At 73.7% G+C, this 11,804-nt stretch carries 10 protein-coding genes; 1 reads left to right on the top strand and 9 read right to left on the bottom strand.

Features of this window, described 5'->3' with window-relative positions:
• Positions 1 to 204: 204 nt before the first annotated feature.
• From ACFRQN_RS24870 to ACFRQN_RS24855, 4 genes are all read right to left on the bottom strand, one after another.
• A complete protein-coding gene (locus tag ACFRQN_RS24870; RefSeq protein WP_063780373.1) occupies positions 205 to 603 on the bottom strand; it encodes a hypothetical protein in 399 nt (132 codons plus the stop codon).
• On the bottom strand, positions 600 to 968 hold the full coding sequence (locus tag ACFRQN_RS24865) for a WhiB family transcriptional regulator (RefSeq protein WP_369808359.1): 369 nt from the start codon (positions 966 to 968) through the stop codon (positions 600 to 602). Before ACFRQN_RS24865 ends, ACFRQN_RS24870 begins: the two co-directional genes overlap by 4 nt.
• A 170-nt stretch (positions 969 to 1,138) precedes the next feature.
• Entirely contained in the window at positions 1,139 to 1,594 is a 456-nt protein-coding gene (locus ACFRQN_RS24860) for a hypothetical protein (RefSeq protein ID WP_049659087.1), read from the bottom strand.
• 259 nt (positions 1,595 to 1,853) lie between these two features.
• The gene (locus tag ACFRQN_RS24855) at positions 1,854 to 4,022 is read right to left on the bottom strand and encodes an ATP-dependent DNA helicase UvrD2 (RefSeq protein ID WP_259316914.1); all 2,169 of its coding nucleotides are present in this window, start codon (positions 4,020 to 4,022) and stop codon (positions 1,854 to 1,856) included.
• A gap of 263 nt (positions 4,023 to 4,285) precedes the next feature.
• On the opposite strand from ACFRQN_RS24855, the gene ACFRQN_RS24850 reads away from it, so the two are divergent.
• Entirely contained in the window at positions 4,286 to 4,543 is a 258-nt protein-coding gene (locus tag ACFRQN_RS24850; protein WP_049660517.1) for a mycoredoxin, read from the top strand.
• A gap of 50 nt (positions 4,544 to 4,593) precedes the next feature.
• On the opposite strand, the gene ACFRQN_RS24845 is transcribed toward ACFRQN_RS24850, so the two are convergent.
• The 5 genes from ACFRQN_RS24845 to ACFRQN_RS24825 all read right to left on the bottom strand — a co-directional run bounded on the left by ACFRQN_RS24845 (position 4,594) and on the right by ACFRQN_RS24825 (position 11,795).
• Positions 4,594 to 5,433 (bottom strand): GntR family transcriptional regulator, encoded by an 840-nt coding sequence (locus ACFRQN_RS24845; RefSeq protein WP_074001394.1) that lies wholly within the window; start codon positions 5,431 to 5,433, stop codon positions 4,594 to 4,596.
• A gap of 210 nt (positions 5,434 to 5,643) precedes the next feature.
• The gene (gene nudC, locus ACFRQN_RS24840; protein ID WP_049656848.1) at positions 5,644 to 6,585 is read right to left on the bottom strand and encodes an NAD(+) diphosphatase; all 942 of its coding nucleotides are present in this window, start codon (positions 6,583 to 6,585) and stop codon (positions 5,644 to 5,646) included.
• A gap of 70 nt (positions 6,586 to 6,655) precedes the next feature.
• Positions 6,656 to 8,059, bottom strand: coding sequence for a dipeptidase (locus tag ACFRQN_RS24835; RefSeq protein ID WP_049656851.1), 1,404 nt, complete (start codon positions 8,057 to 8,059; stop codon positions 6,656 to 6,658).
• Positions 8,060 to 8,193: 134 nt separating this feature from the next.
• Complete coding sequence (locus tag ACFRQN_RS24830) at positions 8,194 to 11,061, bottom strand: FtsX-like permease family protein (protein ID WP_380742217.1); 2,868 nt, start codon at positions 11,059 to 11,061, stop codon at positions 8,194 to 8,196.
• Positions 11,058 to 11,795 carry an ABC transporter ATP-binding protein gene (locus tag ACFRQN_RS24825; protein WP_380742220.1) on the bottom strand — a complete coding sequence of 246 codons (738 nt, stop codon included), beginning with the start codon at positions 11,793 to 11,795 and terminating at the stop codon, positions 11,058 to 11,060. The genes ACFRQN_RS24830 and ACFRQN_RS24825 overlap by 4 nt, the downstream gene beginning before the upstream one ends.
• Positions 11,796 to 11,804: the final 9 nt, after the last annotated feature.

Below are 11,804 nucleotides of genomic sequence, written 5' to 3'. Positions count from 1 at the left end.
GCCGCCCGGCTCGCCGAACAGGGCCACCCGGCGCTCGTCCTCGACTATTACGGCCGCACCGCCGGAGCCTTCCCGGAAAAGCGCCCGGCGGTGGTTCAAGGTCCGACGGCGAACCGGTGTCCGGCCGTGGACCGGAGCCGGCGGGGGCCTGTCGAGGACGGGCCCTCCGGGCCGGCGGGGCCCTGCATCAGCGCTGTATCAGCGCTACATCAGCGCGACGGCGAGCGCCTTGCGGGCGCGCATCGAGGCCCGCTCGGCCCGCTGCCTGAGCTTGCGGGCCCGGGCAACCCGGCTGACGAGCCGTTGGTTCTCGGCCTCGTGCAGCCTGTCTTGCATATGGGCACGGGCCAGGGATTCGTGGAGGAGTTGCATCTCGAGGATCCTGTTCTGGGTCTGACGTTCGGTGGCCTGCTCGGCGCGGGCGGTGGGATCGACGGCGGCGGGGTTCATGTCGTGGTCCTGCTCGTGGTGCTTGCTCGGGGACGTGATGCGGGCTGCGGCGTCGGCCTTGGCGGCGGCGATCCGCACGGATCGGCGGAGGGCGCTGTCCAGCGGGGGCTGCTCTCCCCGGCGGACGACCCTGGCCTCGTGGGCGGGGTTCATGCCATGACCTCGGTCTTGCGCGGACGGCCACGGGGACGCTTGCGCGCCACCACGACGCCCTGGACGAACAGCTCGCCACCCCAGACGCCCCACGGCTCGCGCCGCTCCAGGGCGCCGGCCAGGCAGGCCTCCTTCACCGGGCAGGTGCCGCAGAGCGACTTCGCGTACTCGACGTCGGCCGGCGTCTCCGCGAAGAAGACCTCGGGGTCGAAGGCGCGGCAGGGGATGGGGAGACCGAGGGACTCGGCCTGCTCGATCGAGCTGAGCTGCATGGAAGGAACCTCCGGGGGGTCGGCCTGGTCGGCCTTGGTGATCTGGCTTGTCGGCGGTACGGACGGGGTGGGCGGTGTGATGACCGTGGACACTGTGGGCGTCTTCCTCGTCTTTTCTCAGTGGTTCCGGCCCAGGTGACTGGTGGTGCTGGGCCGGAGGCCCCGGAGGGCCTGGGTGGTCTTGCGTACCGGACAAAACAGAAGGGCCGCGGATCCCGGTGTGACGGGTTCCGCGGCCCTGGAGGTGCCGACCTGAGGCTGGCTCAGGTTCGTTCTCTCCAGGGTTCAGGGCCGCGGAAGGCCTGCATCCGGATGGCCTCGGCGCCCGTGAAGGCGGCCATGGCCTGGTTAATCTGCTGCTCGTTCTGCTTCTGGGCGTTTCCGGCACCGACGACCTGCGCATAGCCGCCATGCATGGCGGCGGCTACTGCTGCCTTCGGTGCCTGGGTCGGTCGCTCGTCGCGCAGGGAGCACGACGTACCGAACGACGCCCAGTCACGGGACAGACCGGTCTCGACAAAGGTGCCTTCGAAGCTCCTGCCGCCCGTGAGGCACAGATCAGTGTGTCCAAGACCACTGACAACGGGAGCGGAGACACCGGTGGTGTCGAGACCCAGACCGGTTCCACCGAGCTCGGCGAGCGCCCGCAGACGGGCGGCACGCAGGGAGGCAGCGACAACGGTCTGGCCAGTCATTTTGGTGATCATGATGTTTCCCACTGTCTTCGCCTCCTCTCGGCGTCTCGCGGAGCCTGGTCTCCCTGGCTCCGAATGTTCGGATGTCTGTCTCGGTAAAGCTCTCGGGCGAGGGGCATCGGCACAGGTTTCACCCCGTGCGACCGCGTCCCCTTGACCGCTCCGGCAGGCTATTGCGCTCCCGGTACGCGGCGCAAACTATTTTTCACGCGAGTTCTTCGGCACGTCACACGACGGGTTCCGAAACCCTCGGAGCGGCCCCTGGGACCGCGCTCGGACCTGCTCAGGCCTGATCGGCCGGACCGCCGTCCTCGACGTCGTCCGGATCCTCCTCGGGCTCCTCCCCCGCACACAACGAGAGCACGGCGGCCCCGTACTTGTCCAGCTTCATCGCGCCGACCCCGGAGATGGCCGCCAGCTCACCGCGGCCGGCGGGCACGTCCTCGGCGATCGCCATCAGCGTGGCGTCGGTGAACACCACGTAGGCCGGCGCGCCCTGCTTCTTCGCCTGCCGGGCCCGCCACTCGCGCAGCCGCTCGTACAGCCCCTCGTCCATCGTGGACGGGCAGCTCTCGCAGCGGCGCAGCTTGCGCTCGACGGCCTCGGTGAGCACCTTGTCGCAGACCCGGCACTTGACCGGTCCGCGGGCCCGCCGCCCGGCGGAGCGCTCGCCGGGCTCGACGCCCCCCCGCCCGCCGCGCGCGCCGGTGCGCGCGCCCGGGGCGGCGGAGCCGGGGCGCAGCCCGTCCAGGAAGCGGGTCGGCTTGCGGCTGGCCCGGCCGCCCGGGGAGCGGGAGAGCGCCCAGGAGAGGCTGAGGTGCTTGCGGGCCCGGGTGACGCCGACGTAGAGGAGGCGACGTTCCTCCTCGACCTGCTCGTCGGTCTTGGCGTAGATGATCGGCAGGGTGCCCTCGGTGAGGCCGACCAGGAAGACGGCGTCCCATTCGAGGCCCTTGGCGGCGTGCAGCGAGGCGAGCGTGACGCCCTCGACGGCCGGGGCGTGCTGGGCCGCGGCCCGGGCGTCCAGCTCGGCGACGTAGGCGGCGAGGTCGGTGGTCTGGCCGGCCGCGGTGCGGGTGCGCTCGAACTCCTCGGCCAGCCGGACCAGGGCGGCCAGCGACTCCCAGCGGTCCCGGACGGCGCCGGAGCCGGCCGGGGGCTCGGCGGTGAAGCCGCGGGTGGCCAGGACCGCGCGGACCTGGCCGGCCAGGTCGGGGGCGTCGTCGGTGAGCGGGTCGGAGGCGGCCCGGGCGGCGCCGCGCAGCAGCACGCCGGCGTCCCGGACCTCGGGGCGCTCGAAGAACCGTTCCGCGCCCTTGAGCTGGTACGGCACGCCGAGGTCGGCGAGGGCCTGCTCGTAGACCTCGGACTGGCCGTTGGTGCGGAACAGCACGGCGATCTCGCTGGCGCGCACCCCGGCGGCGAGCAGGTCCTTGATCCGGCGGCCGGTGGTCTCGGCCTCGGTGGGCTCGTCCTCGTACTCGGTGTAGACCGGCTCGGGGCCGGCCTCGCGCTGGGAGACGAGCTCCAGGCGGTGCCGGGCGGCCTCGCCGCGCGCCTGGGCGAGCAGTCCGTTGGCGAGGTGGACGACCTGGGGGGTGGAGCGGTAGTCGCGGACCAGCTTGACCACCGTCGCCTCGGGGTGCCGGGTGCGGAAGTTGAGCAGGTAGTCGGGGGTGGCGCCGGTGAAGGAGTAGATGGTCTGGCTGGCGTCGCCGACGACGCAGAGGCTGGCGCCGCCGTCGGGGCCGGTCCACCGGTCGAGCAGGCGCTGCTGGAGCGGGGAGACGTCCTGGTACTCGTCGACGGTGAAGTGCCGGTACTGGGAGCGGACCTGGTCGGCGATGTCCGGGCGGTCCTCCAGGATGGCGGCGGTGAGCAGCAGGACGTCCTCGAAGTCCATGCTGCCGCGGCGGCTCTTGGCCTCCTCGTAGACGCGGTAGACCTGGGCGGTCTCGGCCGGGTCGCGGGGGGCCTCGCGGCCGGACTTGGCGACGGCCGCGGGGTAGTCCTCGGGGGCGATCTGGGTGACCTTGGCCCATTCGATCTCGGCGGTGAGGTCGCGCAGTTCGGTGCGCTGGACGCGCAGGCCGCAGCGGCCGGCGGCCTCGGCGACGAGCTGGACCTTGCGTTCCAGGAGCTGGGGGACGGGGCCGCCGACGGCGCGCGGCCAGAAGTACTGGAGCTGGCGCAGCGCGGCGGCGTGGAAGGTGCGGGCCTGGACGCCGTCGGCGCCGAGCTGGCGCAGCCGGCCGCGCATCTCGCCGGCGGCGCGGGCGGTGAAGGTGACGGCGAGGACCTGCTGGGGGTGGTAGACGCCGCTGCGCACGCCGTAGGCGATCCGGTGGGTGATGGCGCGGGTCTTGCCGGTGCCGGCGCCGGCCAGGACGCAGACGGGACCGTGCAGGGCGGTGGCGACGGCGCGCTGCTCGGGGTCGAGCCCGGCGAGCACCGCGTCCGGGCCCGTGTCGGCACCGGGGTCGGCCCAGGGGGAGCCGTGGGGGCCGTCGTAGGGGCTGCCGCTCAAGAGGTCTTCCTGCATGCGTTCCATCCTCTCAGCCCGGGGGGACATCGCGGACGGGGTTGTCCACAGGCCCGGTGCGATCGCAGGATGATCACTCCGCGCGACGGTCGACGGCGCTCCGGAATGTCCGCCGCCCGGTGGACGTTCCTGCCGGAGACCGTACGCCCCCCTCTTTCGAAGGAGCCCCCTCGATGTCCGGCACCGTGACGATGTACAGCACGACCTGGTGTGGGTACTGCAACCGACTCAAGAGCCAGCTGGACCGTGAAGGCATCGGCTACACCGAGATCAACATCGAGGAGGACCCGGCGTCGGCGTCCTTCGTCGAGTCGGTGAACAACGGGAACCAGACCGTCCCGACGGTGCTGGTGACGCCGGTGGGCGGCGGCGAGCGGGTCGTGATGACCAACCCGAGCCTGCTGCAGGTCAAGAAGGCCCTGGCGTCCTGACCCCACCGGGTCCACACCCGCCGGGCCCGGGCCGCCGGGGCCGGCGCGCGTCACGGCGCGTCGGCCCGGGCCGGGTCGACGGGCGCGGCGGGGGCGGGCAGGGTGGTGCGGGCGCCGAGGTCGCCGACGCCGTAGACGAGCCGGCTGCGGTCGGCCGAGTAGCGGGTCTCGATGACCCGCACCGGCCCGCGCCGGTCGTAGGTGACGCGGGTCTGCACCATCAGCGGCACGCCGGGGCCGCCCTGGAACCACTGGGCCTCCTCCGGACCGGGCATCCGCGCGACCAGGTGGTCCACCGCGCCGATCTCGGTGCGTCCGAGGGTGGCGAGCACCGCCTCGTCGCCGCCCTCGACGGGGTCGGGCTCCATCAGCGGGGTGCCGGCGGCGAGGCCGGCCCGGTAGTGGCTCTCCTCGATGGAGTACGGCTCGCGGTCGAGCAGCCGCAGCTGGCGGCGGACCACGATGGCCTCGCCGGGGCGCAGCCCGAGCCGTTCGGCGATGTCCACCCGGGCCCGGACGATCATCATCTCGAAGTCGGTGCCGAGTTCCCGCCCGGCTTCGGCGGCCTCGCCGAGGTAGACGTCGGAGGGCGCGGCGAGGCAGTCGCGCGGCGCGGGGGTCAGGCCGGGGCCGTAGGCGCGGTGGTCCAGGACGGGGTGTTCGCGCAGGTACGTGCCCTTGCCCTGGAGGCGGACCAGGCGGCCCTCGTTGACCAGGACGTCGACGGCGAGCCGGACGGTGTTGCGGGCGACGCCGTACTGGCGCTCCAGTTCGCTCTCGACCGGCAGGGCGGCGTCGGCGGTGAACTCGCCCTCGGCGATCCGGCGGCGCAGGTCGGCGGCGAGGCGCTGGTATTTGGGGGATTGGGCGGTGCCCCGGGGGATTGTCACCCTCGTGAATGTAGCGAGCGCGGTGAGCCGGTATCAGCCGTTTCCGGCAATATCGTCCGAGCGGGTTGAATGCGCCCCCGCGCCGACCCCTTCCGGTAGCAGAACTGGCCCGTCCGGATACGAACAGCTGGTCGTGGTGAATTCGGGAAGGGGTTGGAGAGAAAAAGGGGGGCGCATGGAATTGACCACGCGCCCCCCTTTCGTCCTGGATTACCAGCGCGCCGCCGAGGGCAGCGGCTCCCCGTACCAGAGCTCGACCAGGTGCCGGGCGATCGAGATGCCGGACGGCGGCAGGATCTCGCCCGCCTCCATCCCGGCGCGCAGCTCCTCGCGGGAGAACCAGCGCGCCTCGGCCAGCTCCTCGCCGTCCACGGTGATCTCGGTGCCGCCGGGCAGCGCCCGGCCCAGGAAGCCGAGCATCAGGCTGGACGGGAACGGCCAGGGCTGGCTGGCCACGTAGCGCACCTCGCCGACCTTGACGCCCGCCTCCTCGTGCACCTCGCGGGCCACCGCCTGCTCGATCGACTCCCCCGGCTCGACGAAGCCGGCCAGCGTCGACCAGCGGCCCTCCGGCCACAGCGCCTGGCGGCCGAGCAGGCAGCGGTCCTGCTCGTCGGTGATCACCATGATCACCGCCGGGTCGGTGCGCGGGTAGTGCTCGGCCGCGCAGGAGGTGCAGCGCCGCACGTGCCCGGCGCCGGCCTTCTCGGTCGGGTGCCCGCAGCGCGAGCAGAAGCTGTGCAGCCGGTGCCAGTGCTCCAGCGCCACGGCGTGCACCAGCAGCCCGGCGTCCCGGTCGGACAGCAGCCCGCCGACCTCGCGCAGCCCGGCCGGCCGGGCGTCGCCGTCCAGCCGCCCGGGCAGGCTCTCGCCGGCCAGCGCGAAGTACGAGACGCCGTCCTGGTCGGTGCCGAGGAAGTACCGGTCGCCGGTCTGCGGGGCCTCGAAGGAGGGCATCAGCACGAGTTCGGTGCCCTGCGCGGTGTCGACCACGAACGCCTCGCCGCCGGCGATCGGCAGGACCCGGGTGTTCGGGTGGCTCCAGGCGGCCGCCAGCCAGGGCTCGTCGAGGCGGTGCTCGGCCGCCCGGTCCACCCCGGACCGGGCCAGGGCCAGGGGCAGCGGGCGCTCGGTCTCAGGCACGGTGCTCACGTCTGTTCCATCCCCACGTGGTGAATCATCCGGATGAGTGATCTGGCTGCCATGGTGCGCGCGGTGGGCGTCATGCCCCCGGCCGGAAGTTCTCGGCCAGGTCGCCCCAGAGGTACGCGGCCGTCTCCACGCCCTTGGCCAGCAGGTCCAGCTCGACCTTCTCGTTGACCGAGTGCCAGCCGTCCGAGGGCACCGAGATGCCGAGGAACAGCACCGGCGCGCCCAGCGCGTCCTGGAGGTCGGCGGCCGGGCCGGAGCCGCCCTCGCGGGTGAAGAGGATCTTCTGCTCGAAGGCCCGCCCCATCGCCCGGACGGTGGACTGGAGCGCCGGGTGGTCCAGCGGGGTCAGGCAGGGCCGGGTCGCGCCGGGGAAGACCAGCTCGTACCGGACGCCCTCGGGCACCCGCCCGGCCACCCAGTCCCGCACCGCCTCGCGGACCTGCTCCACCTCCTGCCCGGCGACCAGCCGGAAGGACAGCTTGAGGTGCGCCGAGGCCGGGACGATGGTCTTGCCGCCGGGGCCGGTGTAGCCGCCCCAGATGCCGTTGACCTCGGCGGTCGGGCGGGCCCAGATCCGCTCCAGGGTGGAGTAGCCGGCCTCGCCGCGGGTGCCGTACGACTTGGCGACCCGCAGCCACTGCTCCTCGTCGAAGGGCAGCTCGGCGAACAGCTCGCGCTCGGTCTCGGTCAGCTCGACGACGCCGTCGTAGAAGCCCGGGATCGCGACCCTGCGGTCGGCGTCGTGCAGGGCGGCGGCCAGCTCGGCCGCGACCTGGGCCGGGTTGGGGACGGCGCCGCCGAAGGAGCCGGAGTGGATGTCGGTGTCCGGCCCGTACAGGTCGATCTGGGCGTCGGCCAGGCCGCGCATGCCGGTGCAGACGGTCGGCGTGGTCGCGGACCACATGCCGGTGTCCGAGATGACGACCACGTCGGCGGCCAGCCGCCCGGCCTCGCGCCGGACCAGGTCGGCGAAGTTCGGCGAGCCGGACTCCTCCTCGCCCTCGATCAGCAGCTTGAGGTTGACGGCCGGCGCGGTGCGGCCGGTGGCGGCCAGGTGGGCGCGCACCCCCAGGGTGTGGAAGAACACCTGGCCCTTGTCGTCGGCGGCGCCGCGCGCGTACAGCCGGCCGTCGACCACGGTCGGGGTGAACGGCTCGGTGTCCCAGCCGTCCTCCCGGGCCGCGGGCTGCACGTCGTGGTGCCCGTAGACCAGGACGGTCGGCGCGGACGGGTCCCCGGAGGGCCACTCGGCGAACACCGCCGGCAGTCCGTCGGTCTCCCACACCTCGGCGACCGGGAAGCCGGTCTCCCCCAGCTTGGCGGCCAGCCACTCGGCCGAGCGCCGCACCTCGCCGGCCCGGGCCGGGTCGGCGGAGACGGAGGGGATGGCCAGCCACTCGGAGAGGTCGGCGAGGAACGCGGCCTGGTGCTGGTCGATGTAGGAGCGGACGACGCTGTCCGGGGTTCTCGTCATACCGACGACTGTAGTTCGCCCGTGCGGGTGCCCGCCCCGGCCGTCCGGCTGCCGGGCGTTCCCGGCTCTGTAACATGCGTCACCCCCGCCGCGACAGGGGTGCGCGACGGGGGTGACGGACGGGTGCGCCGGGCTCAGCCCGAGCGGCGCAGCAGGGTGATCCGCGAGCGGGTCATCACGGCCGCCAGGCCGGCCGCGAGCAGCGGCAGCAGCACCACGGTGGCGGCGATGGTGGGCCACGGGAAGACCACGATCGCCTTGTTGGCCAGCTCGGCGGCGCTCATCCCGGGGTAGCCGCCCGTCGCGGCCTCGACCTTGCGCAGCGCCACCCCCGGCACCACGCCGCAGACCGCGCCGAGCAGGGCGCCCATGGCGGCGATCACCCCGCACTGGAAGCCGGACAGCGAGCGCCGGATGCGGGGTTCGGCGCCGACCGCCGCGAGGGTGGTCAGGTCGCGCTGGGAGTCGGCGGCGGCCAGTCCGGTGGCGATGCCGGCCGCGCCGAGGGCGACGATCGCGGCGAAGACGTTCAGGCCGAGCTGGACCAGTCCGGCCCGGGACTCGTAGCCGCGTTCGATCTTGAGCATCGTGTGGTCGGTGAGCTTGGCCATCGCGCCGTCGGCCTTCTGCTGGGCGCCGTCGGAGGGCATCGCGGCGGGCAGCCAGACCGAGCCGGCCGGAGCGGTGGCGAAGCCGAGCCGGGCCGCGGTGGCCGGGCTGACCACGGCCTGGCCCGGGGCCGGCACCGAGGAGTCGACGAGGACGGCGTCCACGGCGATCTCGGTGGTGACCGGCTTCTCCCGGGAGTTGCCGCTCGAATCGGGGTGGACCGGCAGGGTGTACTGGAGGGCGAGCTTGCCGTCCTTGAGGTACCGGGGGTCGAAGACCACGGCCTTGCCGGCCGCGAGGGCCTGGCCGGCCCCCTGGTCGGTGACGCCGTAGAGGTTGCGCAGCAGGGTGGCGTCGCCGGCGACCAGCGCGGTGTACGGGGTGCTGCGGCGGTTGTCCGACTTGCAGCGCGGGTCCGTCCCCATGATCCGGTAGTGCTCCGCGGGGTCGAGCTCGTTGGTCGGGTCGAGGGCGGGGCAGCGGTCCGCCTTGGGCACCTCGACCCTGATGTAGCCGCAGAAGCTGCCGTCGGGGCAGTTGCCCTTGGGCTCGACGCGCTGGACGTCGGCGCGCTGGCCGAGGTCGGGGATGCTGCGTTCGACGGCCTCGCGCGCCTGCGGCAGCAGCTTGCTGTCGGCGTCGGTCATCCAGCCGCTGCCGAGCATCACGGCCTTGGAGGGCCCGGAGGCGACGTAGTCGCGCCGGTTCTGCTCCTCGTAGCTGGCCATGTAGACGCTGACCGCGACGGAGCCGGCGACGGCGGCCATCACGGCGGCCACGGCGGGCGCGGTGCGGCCGCGGTGGCGCACCGAGTCGCGCAGGGCGAGCCGGGGGCCGAGCGAGAGCCAGCGGCCGAGCCGGCCGAAGAGCCCGACCAGGTAGGGCGTCAGGACGACCATGCCGAGCTCCGCGACGACCGAGCCGCCGAGGACGGCGACGCTGCGGTTGCCGATGCCGCTGGTCGCGCCGAACAGGGCGAGGGCGGCGCCGCCGCCGAGCATCAGCAGACCGAGGACGGCGAGCTTGCGGCTCGGCGGCTTGAGCGTGTCGCGGCCGGTCAGCGCGGCGACGACGTCCTGGCGGGAGGCCTGGACGGCGGGCACGACGGCGGCCAGCAGGCCGGTGACGAGGCCGACCAGGAGGATGCCGAGCAGGTCGAGCGGCTGCAGGTTGAAGTGGCCGAAGCGCTTGCCGGAGTAGTCCTCGGCGCTGGTGCGCAGCAGGGCGACCAGGCCGACGCCCAGGCCGAGGCCGACCAGGGCGCCGGTGACGCCGAGGACGATGCCGCCGCCGAGCACGACCGAGCGGACGTTGGCGCGTTCACCGCCGGCCGCGGCCAGCAGCCCGAGCTGCCGCCGCGAGCGCCGTGCGCCGACGGCGAAGGCGGGGCCCGCGAGGAGGACGATCTCCAGCAGGGCCATGCCGACGACGGTGGCGAGGATGACGACGTCGGTCCGGTTGAGGTAGGAGGTCTCCTCGCCGCCGCGCGACTTCTGCTCGACGTAGTAGGGGACGTCGGCGCGGGCCGGCGGGTCGAGCAGGACGGCGCGGGAGGTCACGGTGAAGCCGTACTCGTTGACCTCCTTGACCTTGTTCCAGTCGAGCGCGGCCCCGGCCGGGAGCTTGACGAGCCAGCGGGAGGTCTCGGTGCCGGCCTCGCGGGCGTTGTCCGTCCTGGTGGCCTTGGCGAGCCGCTCCAGCAGGGTGCCGGGGCGGGCGGTCAGTTCGGTGGCCCGCAGCTCACCGGGGTACTCGTAGACACCGCTGATGGTGAAGGGGGCGGACTCCAGGCCGCGGACGGCGGTCTTGTCGCCGACCTTGAGGCCGGAGCGCTTGAGGAAGTCCGTGGTGACGGCGGCCTCGGTGTCGGCGGCCGGGGCGCGGCCCTGGACCAGGTTCACCCGGCCCTGCCAGACCGGGTCGGTCAGGTCGGCCTCGCCGACCCGGGTGCTGAGCAGGCCCTGGGCGCTGCTCGCGGCGGTGTACGGGCCCGAGAGCTCCGGCACCAGGACGGCGCCGGCCGGGAGCAGCTGGCGGGCCAGCTCGGCGGGGGCGGTGTCCAGGGAGCGCCGCTGGACGGGGGTGTACGCGGGGGCTTCGCCCTCCTTGGCGTCGTCCTTGGGGTCCTTGACGGTGAAGCCCTTGTCGGGGTCCGGCGCCTGCTTGACGGTGGAGCCGGCTTGGACCACGCTCAGCTCGCCGGCGGCCTGGCCGATGAGCCGCGCCACCTGTTCGGTGGGCGTGAGCTCGGCGCTGCGGAAGACGACGTCGGCGCCGGTGACGCCGAGGACGGGCAGGGCGACCATCGCGATGACGAGGGCGCTGCGGCCCTTGGCGCGCAGGGCGTCGCGGCGGGCTATGCGCAGGGCGACCCGCCAGGCGCTGAGCTTCACTCGTCCACCTTCAGGGCGTTGCCGGCGGCGGTGACGAGCAGGCTGGCGGCGTCCTGGCTGACGGACTCGTCGACCATCCGGCCGTCGCGCAGGAAGACGACCCGGTCGGCCCAGGCGGCGTGCCGGGCCTCGTGGGTGACCATCATGGCGGCGGCGCCGGCGTCGCAGCGGGCGCGCAGGACGGCGAGCACGGCTTCGCCGGTGGTGGAGTCGAGGGCGCCGGTGGGCTCGTCGGCGAGGACGAGGCGGCGGTCGCCGATCAGGGCGCGGGCGATGGCGACGCGCTGCTGCTGGCCGCCGGACATGTCGTCGGGGAAGCGGTCGGCGAGCTCGGGGATGCCGAGCTCCTCCAGGGCGACGAGGGCCTCGCGGCGGGCGGCGCGGGTGGACAGCCCGTCGAGTTCGCGCGGCAGCGAGATGTTCTCGGCGGCGGTGAGCGCCGGGATCAGGTTGTAGTCCTGGAAGACGTAGCCGACGGAGCGGCGGCGGACCTGGGCGAGCTTCTTGCGGTTGAGGCCGCCGAGGGCGACGCCCTCGACCAGGACCTGGCCGCCGCTCGGGGTGTCCAGGCCGCCGGCCAGGGTGAGCAGGGTCGACTTGCCGGACCCGGAGGGGCCCATGACGGCGACGAACTCGCCGGGGTGGACCTTGAGGTCGACGCCGCGCAGGGCCTGGACCTCGGCGGCGCCGTGGCCGTGGACCCGGGTGACGTTCTCCAGGTGGAGCACCGGCATCTGCCGGGC

Source organism: Kitasatospora sp. NPDC056800 (genome assembly GCF_042789775.1).
Classification (GTDB): Bacteria; Actinomycetota; Actinomycetes; order Streptomycetales; family Streptomycetaceae; genus Kitasatospora.
Note: the sequence above shows the minus strand (reverse complement) of the source record. Positions and strands in the feature narration are given on the sequence as shown.

Bases quoted from the DNA above. Each gene is read 5' to 3' on its own strand.
- ACFRQN_RS24835 (WP_049656851.1), bottom strand. From the start codon at position 8,059: ATGACGAGAACCCCGGACAGCGTCGTCCGCTCCTACATCGACCAGCAC.
- ACFRQN_RS24870 (WP_063780373.1), bottom strand. From the start codon at position 603: ATGAACCCCGCCCACGAGGCCAGGGTCGTCCGCCGGGGAGAGCAGCCC.
- ACFRQN_RS24825 (WP_380742220.1), bottom strand. From the start codon at position 11,795: ATGCCGGTGCTCCACCTGGAGAACGTCACCCGGGTCCACGGCCACGGC.
- ACFRQN_RS24850 (WP_049660517.1), top strand. From the start codon at position 4,286: ATGTCCGGCACCGTGACGATGTACAGCACGACCTGGTGTGGGTACTGC.